The sequence below is a fragment of the Arcobacter sp. LA11 genome (assembly GCF_001895145.1).
Classification (GTDB): domain Bacteria; phylum Campylobacterota; class Campylobacteria; order Campylobacterales; family Arcobacteraceae; genus Halarcobacter.
Map to the genome: position 1 here is coordinate 76,132 of NZ_BDIR01000015.1, position 17,181 is coordinate 93,312.

17 protein-coding genes and 1 tRNA gene are annotated in these 17,181 nt (G+C 27.5%); 10 read left to right on the top strand and 8 right to left on the bottom strand.

Annotated elements, in window-relative coordinates:
• From kdsA to BT997_RS13620, 5 genes are read right to left on the bottom strand one after another with little or no spacing between them, the layout of a single operon-like run.
• Positions 1 to 801, bottom strand: a complete 801-nt coding sequence (gene kdsA, locus BT997_RS13600) for a 3-deoxy-8-phosphooctulonate synthase (RefSeq protein ID WP_072682485.1) — start codon at positions 799 to 801, stop codon at positions 1 to 3.
• Positions 798 to 2,489: a TrkA family potassium uptake protein gene (locus BT997_RS13605; protein WP_072682486.1), complete on the bottom strand. Its 1,692-nt coding sequence runs from the start codon at positions 2,487 to 2,489 to the stop codon at positions 798 to 800. Before BT997_RS13605 ends, kdsA begins: the two co-directional genes overlap by 4 nt.
• A 25-nt stretch (positions 2,490 to 2,514) precedes the next feature.
• Entirely contained in the window at positions 2,515 to 2,892 is a 378-nt protein-coding gene (locus tag BT997_RS13610; protein ID WP_072682487.1) for a DUF6394 family protein, read from the bottom strand.
• The gene (locus BT997_RS13615; RefSeq protein ID WP_072682488.1) at positions 2,879 to 4,630 is read right to left on the bottom strand and encodes an FMN-binding glutamate synthase family protein; all 1,752 of its coding nucleotides are present in this window, start codon (positions 4,628 to 4,630) and stop codon (positions 2,879 to 2,881) included. Before BT997_RS13615 ends, BT997_RS13610 begins: the two co-directional genes overlap by 14 nt.
• Before the next feature lie 2 nt (positions 4,631 to 4,632).
• Positions 4,633 to 5,517, bottom strand: coding sequence for a DMT family transporter (locus BT997_RS13620; protein ID WP_072682489.1), 885 nt, complete (start codon positions 5,515 to 5,517; stop codon positions 4,633 to 4,635).
• Between the two features lie 156 nt (positions 5,518 to 5,673).
• Between BT997_RS13620 and murA the strand changes: the two genes are divergently transcribed.
• The 3 genes from murA (at position 5,674) to BT997_RS13635 (ending at position 8,733) form a co-directional block, all read left to right on the top strand.
• A complete protein-coding gene (gene murA / locus BT997_RS13625) occupies positions 5,674 to 6,939 on the top strand; it encodes a UDP-N-acetylglucosamine 1-carboxyvinyltransferase (RefSeq protein ID WP_072682490.1) in 1,266 nt (421 codons plus the stop codon).
• Between the two features lie 63 nt (positions 6,940 to 7,002).
• Complete coding sequence (locus BT997_RS13630) at positions 7,003 to 8,100, top strand: DUF5644 domain-containing protein (RefSeq protein WP_072682491.1); 1,098 nt, start codon at positions 7,003 to 7,005, stop codon at positions 8,098 to 8,100.
• 12 nt (positions 8,101 to 8,112) lie between these two features.
• A complete protein-coding gene (locus BT997_RS13635) occupies positions 8,113 to 8,733 on the top strand; it encodes an HNH endonuclease (protein ID WP_083568749.1) in 621 nt (206 codons plus the stop codon).
• Position 8,734: 1 nt separating this feature from the next.
• Here the strand turns inward: BT997_RS13635 and BT997_RS13640 are convergent, their stop codons facing one another.
• Positions 8,735 to 10,222, bottom strand: coding sequence for a type II secretion system protein GspD (locus BT997_RS13640; RefSeq protein ID WP_072682492.1), 1,488 nt, complete (start codon positions 10,220 to 10,222; stop codon positions 8,735 to 8,737).
• A gap of 53 nt (positions 10,223 to 10,275) precedes the next feature.
• Positions 10,276 to 10,848 carry a YigZ family protein gene (locus tag BT997_RS13645; RefSeq protein WP_072682493.1) on the bottom strand — a complete coding sequence of 191 codons (573 nt, stop codon included), beginning with the start codon at positions 10,846 to 10,848 and terminating at the stop codon, positions 10,276 to 10,278.
• Between the two features lie 76 nt (positions 10,849 to 10,924).
• On the opposite strand from BT997_RS13645, the gene BT997_RS13650 reads away from it, so the two are divergent.
• Genes BT997_RS13650 through BT997_RS13680 form a run of 7 tightly spaced genes read left to right on the top strand, consistent with a single transcriptional unit; the run spans position 10,925 to position 17,012 of the window.
• Positions 10,925 to 11,632 (top strand): TlyA family RNA methyltransferase, encoded by a 708-nt coding sequence (locus tag BT997_RS13650; protein ID WP_072682494.1) that lies wholly within the window; start codon positions 10,925 to 10,927, stop codon positions 11,630 to 11,632.
• Positions 11,601 to 12,437: a bifunctional riboflavin kinase/FAD synthetase gene (locus BT997_RS13655; RefSeq protein ID WP_072682506.1), complete on the top strand. Its 837-nt coding sequence runs from the start codon at positions 11,601 to 11,603 to the stop codon at positions 12,435 to 12,437. Before BT997_RS13650 ends, BT997_RS13655 begins: the two co-directional genes overlap by 32 nt.
• 51 nt (positions 12,438 to 12,488) lie before the next feature.
• Entirely contained in the window at positions 12,489 to 13,199 is a 711-nt protein-coding gene (gene cmoA, locus BT997_RS13660) for a carboxy-S-adenosyl-L-methionine synthase CmoA (RefSeq protein WP_072682495.1), read from the top strand.
• A 19-nt stretch (positions 13,200 to 13,218) separates the two neighbouring features.
• Positions 13,219 to 13,725 (top strand): thioredoxin-dependent thiol peroxidase, encoded by a 507-nt coding sequence (gene bcp / locus BT997_RS13665; RefSeq protein WP_072682496.1) that lies wholly within the window; start codon positions 13,219 to 13,221, stop codon positions 13,723 to 13,725.
• 8 nt (positions 13,726 to 13,733) lie between these two features.
• Positions 13,734 to 14,819: a plasminogen-binding N-terminal domain-containing protein gene (locus BT997_RS13670; RefSeq protein ID WP_072682497.1), complete on the top strand. Its 1,086-nt coding sequence runs from the start codon at positions 13,734 to 13,736 to the stop codon at positions 14,817 to 14,819.
• The gene (locus BT997_RS13675) at positions 14,816 to 16,204 is read left to right on the top strand and encodes an FAD-binding oxidoreductase (protein ID WP_072682498.1); all 1,389 of its coding nucleotides are present in this window, start codon (positions 14,816 to 14,818) and stop codon (positions 16,202 to 16,204) included. The genes BT997_RS13670 and BT997_RS13675 overlap by 4 nt, the downstream gene beginning before the upstream one ends.
• Before the next feature lie 13 nt (positions 16,205 to 16,217).
• A complete protein-coding gene (locus BT997_RS13680) occupies positions 16,218 to 17,012 on the top strand; it encodes a YihY/virulence factor BrkB family protein (protein ID WP_072682499.1) in 795 nt (264 codons plus the stop codon).
• Between the two features lie 73 nt (positions 17,013 to 17,085).
• Here the strand turns inward: BT997_RS13680 and BT997_RS13685 are convergent.
• Positions 17,086 to 17,161: transfer RNA gene (locus tag BT997_RS13685), tRNA-Thr, on the bottom strand.
• Positions 17,162 to 17,181 lie beyond the last annotated feature (20 nt).

Here is a 17,181-nt window from a genome sequence, read left to right on the forward strand (position 1 = left end):
TTATTTATAATTTAATACTTCTTGAATAGCCGAAATATCATCTACAGTTTTGTATAAATCATTTATTTGAAGCATATTTGGACCATCACTTAAAGCAATAGATGGATCAAAGTGTGTTTCAAAAAAGAATCCATCAACACCAACAGCAGCAGCAGCTTTTGCTAAAGATGGTACAATTGCACTATTTCCTCCTGTTGTTCCACCAGTACTTGGAACTTGTGCAGAGTGTGTTGCATCAAAAATAACAGGAGCATATTCTCTCATAGCAATTAAGTTTTTCATATCAACAACTAAAGCACCATATCCAAATGTATTTCCTCTTTCACAAAGCCATATACCATTGTCTTTTGAGTTTTGATAATTTACTTCATCAACACCTCTAGTCTTAAGTACTTTCTCAACTGGATGAACCATACTTCCTGAGGCTAAAAATTGACCTTTTTTTATATTTATTTTACAATCAGTTTTTGCAGCAGCAACAAGTAAGTCTGTTTGTCTACAAAGGAAAGCAGGTATTTGTAAAATATCCAAAACCTCAGCTGCAGGTGCAGCTTGATATGATTCATGAATATCAGTTACAAGCTTATATCCAAACTGCTCTTTTACTTCTTGAAAAAGTTTTAAACCTTCATCAAGACCTGGACCTCTATATGAACTCAGACTTGTTCTATTTGCTTTATCAAATGAAGCTTTAAAATAAAATTCAACTCTCTTATCTTCACTTAATGGTTTTAATTTTTCTGCAATTTTCATTACAGTATCTCTATCTTCAAGAACACATGGTCCTGTTAATATAATCATCTATCTTTCCTTAAAAAAATTGTTTTCTTCTCTTCACCTGTATATACATAATGAAATTCATATATATTTTCTGCAATAAATTCAATATCACTTTTTGCATTTTCATCACAAGCAAAAAGTATTTCATCGTTTTCTTTTAGTTCAATATCTAAAGAAGGAAGAAGCAATATCTCATCTTCTCTTTGAATAAGCAATGGTATTACATTATTCTTTTGTTCCCTATTATATAAAGAACGCGTAAATATTTCTAAATTAACCTCTTTTTCACTGTCTAAAGCTTTTATTATCTCTATTGCATGCTTTTCATCTAATTTTAGTTCGTACAATAAAGGATCTTCATTTATATTTTGAATTAAATCTTTTACTAATATAGATGCCCAATTATTATCTTCTTTACAAATAAGTCTAATAAACTTATCAGACAAAGGGCTTATTAAAGCATTTGTAGTTTTATTAATTAATATTCTTGATGGCATAAAAATATGATCTATTTTAGCATTTTCAAAAATAGAAAAATCTTCCATTTCATTTTCTCGTGCTATTGTCATAATATCTGGATTAAGTTTTTTTGCAGTTGCTAAAATTGAAAGATTTGTAGTATCATCATTTGTAGCAGATATAATTGCTACAGCATCTTCTATCCCTACACTTAAAAGTAAATCTTTATCATCTGCATTTCCATAAGTAATACTCATCATTTCATCAGCAGAAAAATTTCCTACCTTTGACCTATCCATTTCAACAAACTCTGCTTCTACATTATCTTGTTTCAAACTTGCATAAATATGCTGTCCCATTCTTCCATATCCACAAATTATATATTTACCTTGAGGAAAAGAAGGAAGTGTTGCATTTAAATTATCAATTTTGTAAACCCATTTTTCTAATTTTAATAAATTTGGTGCATTTAAAGCCATCGCAATTTCACTAGAAATTATAGAAAAAGGATTTGCAATAATTTCAACATCTAAATCTTTTAAATTTTCAGTGTGATTATTTGTAGTTGATTTTACTGCTAGTTTTACATAAGGATTTAATAATTTTGAAGTCAATGCAATTCTAAGGTTTAAAGAATCATCTTCAAAAATAGATACCAAACCTTTACAATTATACTTTTTAATTCCAGCTTCTTCCAAAGCAGAAGGAGTATAAGCATCTGCAACTAATACAGGAACAGAAGGAGTGAAGTTTTCAAGTCTTAAATCATTTGCCCTATTTTCATTTTTTTCAATTACAACTGTTCTAATCTCCTGTTCAATTGCTCTATTTATTATCTCATTTGTAATTTGACTATATCCTAAAATGATAATAAATTTTTCTTTTAAACCTTTTACTTGTCTTCTAAATTTTGCTTTTTCAATTTCACGTAAAAAAAGTTTATCTTGTAATAAAGTTACAAGTGTACCAATACCATAAAACCAACCAAGTACTGTTACATAAATAGAAAAACTAACCCAAAGTCTTTGAGCATAAGTAAATTCATAAGGAGTTTCACCAAAACCAATTGTTGAAGCGGTATAAGTTACAAAATAAAAAGCATCGAAAATACTCATTTGGTAAGGGTTGCCATTATCGTCAACCCCTTTTATAATAAGAAGTCCAATAATAGCAATTGTATATGTAATAGTAATCACTAAGAATGGTTTACGCATTCTTTGTAAAACAATAAATAATGAGCTATTTTTCACAAAAACCCTTAACTATTTTCAAAACTTAACGTTTTGATTTTAATGTATCACCCATATATAACATAACAGAAACGATATTTGCAAGTAAAGCACCACCAGAGAGTGAAATTATCATTGCTACAATTTCTTGATTCATCGTATAAGCATATGCAGCTATTGTCCAAACAGATGCTGCTGCTATTAGTTGAATATCTGCGGCAAGAGATGTTGCAAGTAAAACTGAACCCATTTGAGTTTTATCACCAAGTTTTAAAGTAGTTGCAATTACATTTACAATAATTGCAGCCATTAATTCATATTTACTATGATGTTCTAAAGAATCCATATCACCATAAAAAAACCCAAAATTTACTGTCATTGCCAGTATAATAAAAAACCCAGAAATAACCTTATCTAGATTCATGATACTCATCCTCCAAATCTTTACCAATATCTAATCTTCGTCCAAATACATCATCAATATTATCATGTACTTTAGAGTTTCTATCTAAAAACATAATTCTATGTTTATTTAATTCTTGTATATTTTTAAGTCCCATAACAGCAAGCAATCCACGTATACTTTTTAAAAGATTCTTATGATAATCTCTAACTTTTTTAGCCTGTTTATATACAAAATATTTTTTTCTTTTGTCTTTATCTTGAGTAGCTAAACCTACTGGACACTGATGCCCTGTTGTTCCAGAACAATATCTAGCTCTAATACAACCTGCACTCATCATAAATCCTCTTGCAATTTGAACAAAATCACATCCAATTGCCATAGCAATAACAATATCATCAGGAGTTAAAAGTTTACCACTTCCTATTAATTTAACTTTTTCTCTAACACCATGATTTGATAAAACTTTATCTGCTAAATAAATAGAATCTCTTACATTTAATCCAATTCTTTCCATCATCTCAATAGGAGCAGTAGCACTACCACCACTACCACCATCAATAGAGATATAATCAGGATAAGCAGAATTACCTTCTTTTACTCTTTTTGCAATCTCTTTTGCATATGGTTCTATATTTTCATAATCTGAAATTACAATTTTAATCCCAACTGGCTTTCCTGAAAGTTCTTGCATTTGACCTATAAAATCAAATAACTCTTCAACAGAATTTGCATAAGGAAATCTATTAGGAGAAAATAGATCTTTATGTGGTTCTACATTTCTATAATATGCAATTGCTGCACTTACTTTTTCAGCAACTAATTTTCCACCCGTTTGTTTAGCCCCTTGAGCAATTTTAAGTTCTGTCATTTTACAAAACTTCATAACTCTTTTATAACGTTCAGGATCAAACTTTCCATCTTTTGTTCTAACTGAATAAAGTCCAGAACTTACTTGAAGAATAATATCTGGCATATCTTCAGGAACTTCCTCTGGGAAATTTTCTAAAGGTGCTTCCCAATTTGGTCTATAAAAAAGTTTTTTTCTTGTATCAAAAACATATGTTTCTGCTTCTGGATCATCTTTAAAAACCATCTTACGATAAACATCAGCTCCTAAGGCACCATTAAATAACTTAGTTACAATATCTTTAACTTTTTTCTGAAAATCTGTACCATCAACTATTTTCATATATTTTTCATCATAATTTTGATGTGTTACAAAAAAGTTTGAAGTTAAACCACCTTCTCCAGAATTAATAGGGAAATTTCCCATATATGAACCTCGAACAAAGGCTCGCGTTCCTTCAGGAGAAATAGAACCATCACTCATTGCACTTCTTGCAATAATTGATTTTGCAACATATGGTGTTTTTCTAGTATCACCAAATTTTACTTCAAATTGTGTATCAACCTCATCATCATTTAAAACAATTGTTGCATGTCTTAACATGAACTTTGGTTTGGGTAAAGGTTGAGCCGGAGAAAAAGAAGCGTAATTAGGTAAATCTCTAGAAGCTTTAGCTACCCAATCAAGTTTATCTTTCGATTCATAAAACTTCTCATCACCAAAATATTGTCTAAAAGGTTCCCTAGCTTCCTCTAAAACATATCTTAGTCTTCCAATAATTGGATAATTTACCAATAATTGATGATCTCTTTGTACATATTTATCATGCACATACCACGCTAACATTATTAAAAAAAATACAAGAAAAATAACTTCTATATATAAAAGTATCTCGTCAAAAACATCCATTACTAATCCTTTTTCATCGAAACTAAGATCCCACTAATAACTATGAGAATTATACCAAAAATAATCCAAATATCAGGAAGCTTATCTCCTAAAAAAACTCCAATTGCTATACTAAAAGCAATATTTGCATAGGATATAGTCCCAATAATTCCCGCTTTTGCCACTGAATATGCTTTTGTCATATAAATTTGTGCAAATGTAGCAACTATACCCAATAAAATAATAAATAACCAATCATTTGCTTGAGGCATTACAAAAGTTGCAAAAATAAAATCAAATTTTTCGTTAGTATAAAATTCTGATATCCCCATTAAAAATAACGGACCAATTGAACCAATTAACATAAAAGATAAAACAATTACTCTTCCATCATAATAAGTTCTAAGTTCTCTAATAGAAGTATAAGCAAGTCCAGCTCCAACTCCTGTCAAAATACCTAACCAATCAGATTTATCTAAAGAAGTTCCATCAAATTTAGTTATAAATAAAATTCCTATAAAACCTATAAATACTCCAATCCAGCCTTTTAAACCTAATTTCTCTTTTATAAAAATATATGCAAAAATTGCAGAAAATATTGTAGAAGTTTTAGAGAAGGTCATTGCTTCACCTAATGGAATATTTGCAATATTATAAAAAAAGAAAAGCAAAGCAGTAAATCCTGCCATTCCCCTAAAAACTAAAAGCCAAGGTTTTCCACCTTTTTGAACTATTGGTTTTCTATATATTGCAATCAAAATTAAAAAAACACCAAATATATTTCTAAAGAATACAACTTCTATTGAACTCATTGAAGAACTTAATTCTTTCGCAAAAGCTCCCATACAAGCAAATAATAAAGAAGCAAATAGCATATATTTGATGCCAGCAGAGACATCATTTGTCATAAATTATCCTATATTAAAAACGCAATTCTAATTAGTTTCAAATTAAATAAAGATTATTATTTAAATTAATATTTGTAAATTAATATTTTTAGCTACTTTTAGATAAAATATCTAAATTTAATTATATATAAGAGTACATACTCTAATAGGAAAAGAATGGAATATTTAAAAATAATTGGTGAAACTAACCTTTCTGGAGAGGTTAAAATATCTGGTGCTAAAAATGCGGCATTACCTTTAATAGCAGCAACAATTTTAGCAAAAAACGAAATTTCTATATGTAATATGCCTAATGTTGTAGATATAAATACTTTTTTAAAATTGATAGATAAGTTAGGTGGAACATTCAAAAAAGAGAATGATTGTATAAAAATAGATACTTCAAAACTACACAATACTACAGCAACTTATGATATTGTAAAAACAATGAGAGCTTCTATTTTGGTTTTAGGACCAATTTTAGCCAGGTTTGGTCATTGTGAAGTTTCACTTCCAGGAGGTTGTGCAATTGGTCAAAGACCTGTTGATTTACATCTTAAAGCTTTAGAAGCAATGGGAGCTGTTATTAAAATCAATCATGGGTATATTGAAGCATCTGCCCCAAATGGTTTAAAAGGTGCAAAAATAGTATTTGATAAAGTTACAGTTGGTGGAACAGAAAATACTGTTATGGCAGCAGCTTTAGCAGATGGTGAAACTACTATTATCAATGCTGCAAAAGAACCTGAAATTGTTCAATTATGTGAAATCATAAGAAATGCTGGAGTTTCAATTGAAGGAATAGGAACATCAAAACTGATTATTCAAGGAACAAATAAAGAATTACTAAATATAAAAGACTTTGATGTTATTCCTGATAGAATTGAAGCTGGTACATATATGTGTGCAGCAGCAATTACTAACTCAAAGCTTAAGATAAATAAAGTAATCCCTTTACACTTAGAAGCAATTATTTCTAAATTAGAAGAGATGAACTTTGAAATTCTTCAAGATGAAAACTCAGTTACAGTTATGCCAACAGATGAGATAAAGCCTGTAAATATTGTAACTACTGAATATCCAGGTTTCCCAACAGATATGCAAGCACAATTTATGGCACTTGCAACGCAAGCAAAGGGTACAAGTACAATTGATGAAAGACTATTTGAGAATAGATTCATGCATGTAAGTGAATTATTAAGACTTGGTGCAGATATTCATTTAAATGGTAATATTGCCACAATTAATGGCTCAAAGAATACCTTAAATGGAACAGATGTAATGGCAACTGATTTAAGAGCTTCATCTGCTTTAGTTCTATCTGCATTAGTTGCTCAAGGAGAAACTTCTATACACAGAATCTATCATTTAGATAGAGGATATGAAGATTTAGAAGGAAAGTTTAGCAATATTGGTGCAAATGTAGCAAGATTTAAAGAATAACTGTTTTAAAGTTTAAGTATAAATTTTATAAAATTGACATAATTAAAATTAAAGGTTAGAAAGATGCAACTAGAAATCTCTTTATTCAAATTTGATTACAAATCTGATTATTTACCATACTATACGAAAAATTTCATTAAAGTGAAAAAAGAAAAGACTCTTTTGGATATTTTAAATGGTATCAACAATGAAAATCCATTTGGATATAGAAATAGTAAAAATTTCAATGTTGTAATAAATGGTATATACACAAATGTAACAATTACTCTTGAGGAACTAACTGAAAACTTTGGTACTGATTTAACAATTGAACCTATTTCAATTAGAAGAGCTCATACTGACTTATTAATCAATGATGCAGATTTTCAGGAAAGACTTGCAGTTCTTTCAGAATTTGTAGAAGACGAAGATATAACAAAATATAAAAGCTACAGAATTTATTTTTACGCATCAAACACAATTAATTTTGAATATGATTATATAGGTGATTCATTATTACTATTAGCACATGATTTAATTGAAAAAGATAAATCAAAAGAGAAAGAGATTTTAAAAGCATTGGCAGAATATGATTGTGGTGCGGAATACCATACAAGCTTAGAAAATAGAGTTTATAATTTTGATTCTTCAATCGAAGAAAAAATATCTTCAATTAAAACAAAACTTAATTTAACAAAAAGTATTAAAGAGCAAAATTTTAATTTAGATAAGAAAAATGATTTAAACTTTGGTAATTTTGATGAAATAAAAGAAATTAAACATGACTTCAATGACTTTAATATTGCATATTACAAAGGTTTAGAAGAAGATTCTGAAACTTCTAACTTATTATCAAAATTAAATGCAAAGATTATTGACACACAAACTATGAATTATGATTTAGCCTTAGATACATTTCATATAAATTCAGATTTTACTATGAAATTAGCATCAACAGTTATTCTTGATGCATTTGATAATAGTGCAGATCTATTAGTTGTTGATAACGAAAATACATTTAATCTTTTTGATTCAAATAGAAAATTCTTACAAGAAACAAGTGGAAGAGATGTAATTCTTCCAGTAATTCACAAAAATGAACTTGCGAAACTTGCTATTGGTTTACACGATGAAGTAAAACAAACTCTATGTAAACATTCAGTTGACCCTGAGTTAGTATAAAGGAAATAATATATGGTTCTAGATTTACAGTTTATAATATATGGTCTAATTATAATTGCAGCTCTCGTTCCATTATATATCTATCGAGAAAAAGTATTTAAACGATTTTATAAAACAGGTAACATCAAAACATTTTTAAGAGATGTGGATGCATACTTAACTCTAAACCATCCAAAAATCCCATTTGATTTTTCAGTTGCTTCAAAATTTGAAGAAGAAAAAGATATAAGAATAAAAGAGACTTTAATAGTTGAAGCCCTAATAAAACAATTTGCTAACTATGAATATGAATTAAGAACACAAAGAGGCATTGACAAAGACAAAATTTGGAATGGCTATGAGGGAAATTCAAAACTATTAAAAGATAACAAATTACCTATAGACTGGGCACAAAGAAAAGAAGCTGCTTGGATGAGAGACAACAACAAATGTAATAGATGTGGAACTAAAACAAAATTAGTTGATACACAAGTTTTACTTGCAAAACAGATGAAAAATGGTGGAGGATTCAATCTAGAAAATATAGTTATTTTATGTAATGACTGTAGTAGAATAATTAAATCAGCAAATATAGAAAAAACATCAAGGGACTTACATATTTTAGATAATCTTATGCGAAAAGTTGCAAACTAGTTTATATTCCAAAATATTCTTTCATAGCTTCTTCATGTCTTTGATTATCTGTAATTTTCTTAGATAAATCAACTTTCTGAACTTTCACCTTTTTTTTATTTTTTAAATTAACTAAAACATTCTCTAAAAATTTATCTTCCAAACTCTTTAATTTTGATAACTCATTTCGAACATATGTTAAATCTTTATTTTTAGGAATTATATAGGGTGTTACAATAACAATAAGATTTTTATTTTTCCTATTTTCTAATCTGTTTTTAAACAATTCTCCAATAAGTGGAATTTCACTAGCTATTGGTATTTTCTCAATACTCTTTTCATTTTTATTTTCTATTAGACCTCCGATAATTACGCTTTCACCATTATTTACAATTGCAGTAGTTTTAACTTCTTTTTTTGATGTATCAGGATTAAAATTAACACTATTTGTATTTTTTATACCCTCGATAATTGTATTAATATCTAAGATAACTTTATTTTTAGACGATATTCTAGGTTTTACTTTTAAAGTAAGCCCTATATCTTCCCTTTGAAAACTATTTTTAGTTGTTCCTCCATCAGTTGTGGTACTTGCAGTTTGAATAGAAACTGTTTCTCCTACATAAATTGAACTCTCTTTATTATTTAAACATAAAATTGATGGTTCTGAAATAATATCCAAAGCATATGTTTTATTTAATAGACTTAAAGAAGCCCCTAAAGCTAAAGAAGATGAGACATTAGGAATTTTCAAACCTAATAAACTAGTATCTATAGCAATTGCATTACCACCATTTAAATTAGATGAAAAAGTATTTAATCCCCCACTATGAACTTTCCCACCTAAAATACCAAATCTAAAACCAATATCTTCAACTAAATTATCATCTACTTCAACAATTTTTGCTTTTACATAGACTTGTGATTTAATCACATCTAACTTTCTAATAATATATTTTAAGTTATTTACATCATCTTTAATTCCATCAATGATTATTGAATTATTCTCTTCATCAATTGCAATACTTGGTTTTCTATTATTTTTATATTTTCTTTGAGAAATTAGGGTTTTTAAAATATTTTCTAAACTTTTTGCTTCAATATTTATAAGAGAAATTACTTCTGTACTATTAACTATCTCATCGTCATATTTAACAATATCAATTTTTCTTTTTACTTTTTTAGAACTTTTTTCTTTTATAGTTATTTTGTTTAGTAAAACATCACTTTTAATAACTCTTAAAATATTCCCAGACTCTACTAAACTATATCCATTATCTTCTAGACTATATTTTAAGATACTCAATAAGTTTTCTTTTTTTATAGGTTCATTAGAAATAAAATCAACTTTACCTTTTATCTCTTTTGTAACTAAAATACTTTTATTTATCTTCTTTGAAGTGATTTTTATAAGTTCCATAATTTTAAGATTTTTAAAATTTATATTTATTAGATCATTATTAGAATGAACTTGTAGAACAAAAAGAATAACTAGTAAAATATATTTCATTATAACTCCAAATTTCTGAAATTATATTAGAAAATTACTTATAATATTATTTATTATAATATATTGACTTCTCTTGGTTTTTCTTTTTTTAAACTTTCCAATTGTTCTTTAGTTAAAGAAAGAGTTAATTTAATATCATTGTTAAAGTCTTTATCTAAAATTTTTATTTCTAATCTATTTAATATATATTCTATTTTAGATAATAAAGGATATCCAAGTTGTATTGAAACTATCTCTAGCTTTTGGTATTTATACAATACACTATTTTTTATAACTAAATTTACAGCATCACTATAAGCTCTAACCAATCCACCAGTACCAAGTTTAACCCCACCAAAATATCGTACAATAATTACAGCACTATTAATCAAATCATTACCAGTTAATACATTTAAAGAAGGTTTTCCACTAGTTCCTTTTGGCTCACCATCATCACTACAATTTTCTACTATTTGATCAAATTCATTTAAATATCTATATGCATATACAAAATGTCGACCTTTGGAATGTTCTTCTTTTAACTTTTTCATCAAAGAATCAAAGTTTTCATATGAAGTTAAATATGCAATAAATTTAGATTTTTTTTCTTCGTAAGTTTGAGTGAACTCTTCTTTTATAAAATACATAAATTATTGTACTAAAAAAGAATACAATAACTTATAAATAATCAATAAAAAAGAAACATTTTTATATAATCACAAAATGAGATTAGACCTATATTTAGTACAACAACCCAATATACAAAGTAGAAATAAAGCTCACGAAATAATAAAATCTAATAAAGTTAAAATAGATGGTAAAATAGTTTCAAAACCATCATTTGATGTTAATGAAAACTCAAATATTGAACTTTTAGAAGACACTTTTTATGTAAGTCGTGCTGCATATAAACTAAAATACTTTTTAGATGAAATTAATATTCAAATAGAAAATAAAAACGCCCTTGATATAGGAAGTAGTACTGGTGGTTTTACCCAAATTCTATTAGAAAATAACGTAAGTAGCATTACTTGTGTAGATGTTGGTTCGAATCAACTCCATGAAAAAATAAAAGAAAATAAAAAAATTAAATTCTTTGAAAACCAAGATATAAGAACTTTTAAAAATCAAAGTCACTTTGATATAGTTACTTGTGATGTTTCATTTATTTCTATACACAATATATTAAATGATATTAATAAATTTGCAAAAAATAAAATTATAATTCTTTTTAAACCCCAATTTGAAGTTGGAACAAATATCAAAAGAGATAAAAAAGGTGTTGTAAAAGATAAAATTGCTATATTAAAAGCAAGAACTAGATTTATAGATGCTTGTAATCTACTAAACTGGAAACTAAATTATTTTGCACCAAGTAAACTACAAGGAAAAGATGGAAATGAAGAAGAGCTCTTCTATTTTAGTAAATAAAAATACTATAACTGCAATAGCAATAGGTGGATTTGACGGTATGCATCTTGCACATCAAGAATTATTTAAAAACCTTGGAAATCATGGAGGCATAGTTGTAGTTGAATCAGGTTATGCAAATATAACACCTAAAACTTATAGACAAGAATATACGAATTATCCAATATATTACTATGTTCTAGAAGATATTAAACATTTGACAGGAGAAGAGTTTATACATCTATTAAAAGAAGAATTCCCTTCTTTAGAAAAAATTGTAGTTGGTTTTGATTTCTGTTTTGGGAAAAATAGAAAAAACTGTATTCCTGAGTTAAACTCACTATTTGATGGAGAAGTTATAGTTGTAAAAGAAGTGAAAAACAATGAAATAGCTGTCCATTCAAGAGTAATAAGAGAATATTTAAAAATTGGTGATATAAAAACAGCAAATGAACTTTTAAACAGAAAATATAAAATCTTTGGAAAACAAATTAAAGGTCAAGGATTAGGTTCAAAAAGTTTTGTACCAACAATCAATATAAAAGTTACAGACTTTATTTTACCAAATGAAGGTGTTTATGCAACAAGAACTATTATAAATGAAAAAAAATATAATTCAGTAACTTTTTTAGGGCATAGAATTACAACTGATGGAAGTTTCGCAGTTGAAACTCATATATTAGAAGAAGATATCAAAAATATGTATAATCTGGTACAAATAATATTCATAGAAAAGATAAGAGAAAATCAAAAATTTGAAAAATTTGAAGACTTAAAAGTACAAATCATTAAAGATATAGATCAAGCAAAAATAATTTTAAACTAATAAAATTATTTGATAAATAGTTATTAAACTTCATTTAGATAAAATAAATACATGACAGATAAGGTATTTGAAAAATCAATCAGCAAACAATTTGAATTTGACGAAGAAGTAGCATCAGTATTTGATGATATGCTTAATCGTTCAGTTCCTTTCTACAAAGAAATGCAAAGACTTACTATAAACTTTGCAGTAAACTTTCTTGATGAAAAAGATAAAGTATATGATTTAGGTTGTTCTACTGCATCAACACTTATAGAGCTTAGTAAGCACTCTGCACCAAATTTAGAACTTATTGGAGTAGATAACTCTGAGGCAATGCTAAATCGTGCAAGAAAAAAATCAAAAGCATTTGGTGTTGATATTAAATTTATAAATGATGATTTACATAATATTTCTTATGATGATGCAAAACTAATTATTTCTAATTATACTTTACAATTTATTCGTCCACTTCAAAGAGAAAAATTAGTAAAAAAAATCTATAATAACCTACGAAAAGAAGGAATATTTATTTTTAGTGAAAAAGTAATTTCATCTAATAAAATTCTAGATAAACAATATATCGATGAATATTATGAATTTAAAAAAACACAAGGTTATAGTGAATTTGAAATTTCTCAAAAAAGAGAAGCATTAGAAAATGTTTTAATACCTTACACTGAAGAAGAAAATAAAAAAATGATACTTGATGCAGGATTTGACCACTGTGAAACACTTTTTAAGTGGGTAAACTTTGCTACATTTATTGCAATAAAGAAATAATATACAAAAGGGAAACTATATGTTAAAAATTGGACAAACTGCACCAAGTTTTTGTGCACTGAACCAAGATGATATTGAAATTTGTTCAAGGGATTTGTTAGGGAAATGGATTGTTTTATACTTTTATCCAAAAGATTTAACTCCAGGATGTACAACTCAAGCTTGTGACTTTACAGAAAAGGAAGCCGAGTTTGACAATTTAGATGCAATTATTCTAGGAGTAAGTCCAGACGATACCGAAAAACATAGAAAATTTATAGAGAAAAAAGAACTATCAATAACATTATTATCTGATACAGAAAAAAAGATGTGTGAAGACTATGGGGTATGGCAATTAAAAAAATTCATGGGAAAAGAGTATATGGGAGTAGTTAGAAGTACTTTTATTATAAACCCTGAAGGAAATATTTCAGCAGTTTGGGAAAAAGTCAATGTAAGAAAAAAGAAAACTGTAAAAGGTGAAAAAATAGAAATTTTACATGTTAATGAAGTGAAAGAAAAACTTCAAGAATTACAAGCTAATTAAGGAAAAAAATGAAACTATTATCAAAAAGTTTAATAACTATCTTTGCTACAGTTATATTAGCACAAGGATTAGAAGCTAATACAACTATTTGTTACAAAAAGAATTGGAAATCACCATCTACCATAGAAACTACAAAATTAGATGGGGGAGAATGTAATGGTAATTTATCTTTTAAAGATATGCAAAAAAAAGGATGGTATTTAAAAGATATTAAAATAGAACGTACAAAAGATGGATTAAACTATTCGTATATCTTAACTGACAAAAAATTAGTTGATATAAATAATAGTACTTTCATGGATAATAAATATACTAAATTAGACTATAAGCCAATGGCAACTAGAATCACTAATGTTACAGATGAAAATGCGACAATTAACATTGGAAATTTAAGAACTGGACAAAGTGCAATTATACAACACAATTATGAAAATTCTAAAACCTTAATTGTTTCAAACGCCTACGTAATAAAATCAAATGAAACAAGCTCTACTTTAAAGTTTATACCTTTTTTAGATATCAAACAAAATGCAATTCCAACATCAAATAGAGCTCCTGAAAATGGCGATATTGCTATATTAAACTATTTATACGATGCGTCATTAATTATTGCTCCATCACAAGATGCTTTTACAGCTACAAGAACAAAATATAGAGATAATAACTTCTTACATTCAGATTTATTTGGAGCAAAACTTAAAATAGAAAGAGAACCTTTACCTTCAAAAGAAATTATCCAAGAATTTGCAATTGAACAAAATCTAGGAACAATCTTTTTTATAATTGGTAGTAAAGTTTATGTTGTTGATTCAAAAACATTTGCAATTTTAGATGAAGATACAATCTCATATAACTTTGTAGAAAGTGAAAAAATGCCTTTTTATACAAGAGTAGAAAAAATTGAAAAATCAGAAATTGAGAAATTACTAAATTGGAAAAATATTGTTTCTTTAAAGTTTTTAGACTTTTTAGATGATGACAAAAGAACAGAAGAAGAACAATTACTTGAAGATGAAATAGAATCAGGAGAACTTGTTTTAGATGGTGCTATGTATAATAATTATTACAAGACAATCTTAGGAATCAATAAATGATAGATGAAAAACACTTAGACTATATAAAAAATATAGTTGGTGAAGAAAATGTAAAAGCTGATAAAGCACATCTTATTGCGTATTGTTACGATGCAACAAAAGAAAGGTTCGAACCAGATGCAGTTGTCTTTCCAAGAAAGGAACAAGACATATCAAAAATATTAAAATATTGTAATGAACAAAAAATAGTAATTGTTCCAAGAGGTGCAGGTTCTGGTTTTACAGGAGGAGCATTACCAAGCGAAGGTGGAATAACACTATCACTTGAAAGACATATGAATAAACTACTTGAAATTGATATGGAAAATATGGTTGGAGTTGTACAACCAGGACTTATTAATATGGAATTTCAAAAAGCAGTTGAAAAAGTAGGTCTATTTTATCCACCAGATCCAGCAAGTGAAGATTACTCTACACTTGGAGGAAATGTATCTGAAAATGCAGGAGGTATGAGAGCAGCAAAATATGGAATTACAAAAGATTATGTAATTGCATTAAGAGCAGTATTACCAAATGGTGAGATTATTACTTGTGGTAAAAAAACTATCAAAGATGTTGCAGGATACAATACAGCCGGTATATTAATTGCTAGCGAAGGAACTCTAGCAATCATCACAGAAATCACTTTAAAACTAATTACAAAACCAAAATTTAAACAAACATATATGGGTGTTTTTCCAGATGTAAATAAAGCTATGAATGCAGTATTTAAATCTCTTGCTGCAGGAGCAAATCCAGTAGCAATGGAATTTTTAGATGCATTAGTGATTAAAGCATTAAAACAAAAATTTCCTCAAATAGAATTACCTGAAAATGCAGGAGGAATTTTAGTAGGAGATGTAGATGGAAGCTCACAAGCAGAGATTGAATCACAACTTAAAACACTAAAAGAATCATTTGCACAATATGGATCAGTTGATTTTATTGAAGCAGAAGATGAGACACATGGTAAATCACTATGGTTTGCAAGAAGAAATGCATCACCTGCAACTATGATTTACGGTACTAAAAAATTAAATGAAGATATTTCAGTACCAAGAAGTAAACTTCCTGAAGCACTAGATGAAATTTATAAAATTGGTGATAAATATGGTTTTAATGTACCTTGTTTTGGACATGCAGGAGATGGGAACATCCATGTAAATGTAATGGTTACAGATAAAAATAATGAAAAAGAAATGGAAGATGGACATAAAGCAATTGAAGAAATTTTCCAATTAGTTGTAGATATGGGTGGAACACTTAGTGGTGAACATGGAATTGGTTTATCAAAAGCTCCATTTATGGATATTGCATTTAATCAAGCAGAATTAGAATTATTTAAAAATATAAAAAAAGCATTTGACCCAAATAATATACTTAATCCACATAAAATGGGATTATAAAATAGGATAAATATTGGAAGAACCAGAAATTGTAAAGCAACCAATTAAGACTTTACTTAAAGCATTAGACTCATTTTTTAATGATGATACAACATATTATGCTGCAAGTCTTAGTTTCTTTACTATATTTTCTATTCTTCCTATTATCGCCTTACTTATTGCTATAATCTCTAGTTTAGATATAGTGCAAGACTATCTTGACATATTTATAAAATATACATTTGATATTTTAAATCCAACCCACTCAGAATCATTTATAAGTACTTTTCAAAACTATGTATCAAATTCAAGTAAACTGGGGTTTCTTGGTATTTTATATATGCTTTTCGTATTTATTATGTTTTTTAAAGACTATGAATATATTGTAAATAAAATTCACAAAGCAAAAAGAAAACCATTATTACAATCTTTCTTTTTTTATCTATTTTTCTTAGTAACCTTACCTTTAATGTTAGCCGCATTAAATATAGCACTATCGTTTTATAATAATAGTATATTTAACTCCATAGTAACTTTTATTTTTGCATGGTTTATATTTTTTGGATTATTCAAATTAAGTGTAAATAAACATATACATGTAAAAGCAGCTCTAATATCATCACTATTTACTTTAATTACGTTAACAATAACAAAGAATCTATTTATCTACTATGTTGTGTATAATAAGACATATACAACTATCTATGGTTCGCTTGCTATCTTACTATTTTCATTCTTTTGGATATATATTTCATGGATAATATATCTATATGGAATAAAAATGTGTCATAGATTAAATATGCAAGAAGAATTAAAATTACGAACTTAATTAAAAACGTATAATAGAAGAGATAAAAATAAACATCTTAAAAAGAAATATGAACCTTAATAAAAAAAGAAGATGGAGCTCACAATCGGAGTTGAACCGATAACCTCTTCCTTACCATGGAATTGCTCTACCATTGGAGCTATGCAAGCAAATAAGAAGAAATAATCCT

Coding starts and splice junctions, on each gene's coding strand:
- BT997_RS13640 (WP_072682492.1), bottom strand. CDS start 10,222: ATGAAATATATTTTACTAGTTATTCTTTTTGTTCTACAAGTTCATTCT.
- BT997_RS13615 (WP_072682488.1), bottom strand. CDS start 4,630: ATGGATGTTTTTGACGAGATACTTTTATATATAGAAGTTATTTTTCTT.
- BT997_RS13670 (WP_072682497.1), top strand. CDS start 13,734: ATGAAACTATTATCAAAAAGTTTAATAACTATCTTTGCTACAGTTATA.
- BT997_RS13610 (WP_072682487.1), bottom strand. CDS start 2,892: ATGAATCTAGATAAGGTTATTTCTGGGTTTTTTATTATACTGGCAATG.
- bcp (WP_072682496.1), top strand. CDS start 13,219: ATGTTAAAAATTGGACAAACTGCACCAAGTTTTTGTGCACTGAACCAA.
- cmoA (WP_072682495.1), top strand. CDS start 12,489: ATGACAGATAAGGTATTTGAAAAATCAATCAGCAAACAATTTGAATTT.
- murA (WP_072682490.1), top strand. CDS start 5,674: ATGGAATATTTAAAAATAATTGGTGAAACTAACCTTTCTGGAGAGGTT.
- BT997_RS13675 (WP_072682498.1), top strand. CDS start 14,816: ATGATAGATGAAAAACACTTAGACTATATAAAAAATATAGTTGGTGAA.
- BT997_RS13620 (WP_072682489.1), bottom strand. CDS start 5,517: ATGACAAATGATGTCTCTGCTGGCATCAAATATATGCTATTTGCTTCT.
- BT997_RS13650 (WP_072682494.1), top strand. CDS start 10,925: ATGAGATTAGACCTATATTTAGTACAACAACCCAATATACAAAGTAGA.
- BT997_RS13630 (WP_072682491.1), top strand. CDS start 7,003: ATGCAACTAGAAATCTCTTTATTCAAATTTGATTACAAATCTGATTAT.
- BT997_RS13645 (WP_072682493.1), bottom strand. CDS start 10,848: ATGTATTTTATAAAAGAAGAGTTCACTCAAACTTACGAAGAAAAAAAA.
- BT997_RS13655 (WP_072682506.1), top strand. CDS start 11,601: ATGAAGAAGAGCTCTTCTATTTTAGTAAATAAAAATACTATAACTGCA.
- BT997_RS13635 (WP_083568749.1), top strand. CDS start 8,113: ATGGTTCTAGATTTACAGTTTATAATATATGGTCTAATTATAATTGCA.
- kdsA (WP_072682485.1), bottom strand. CDS start 801: ATGATTATATTAACAGGACCATGTGTTCTTGAAGATAGAGATACTGTA.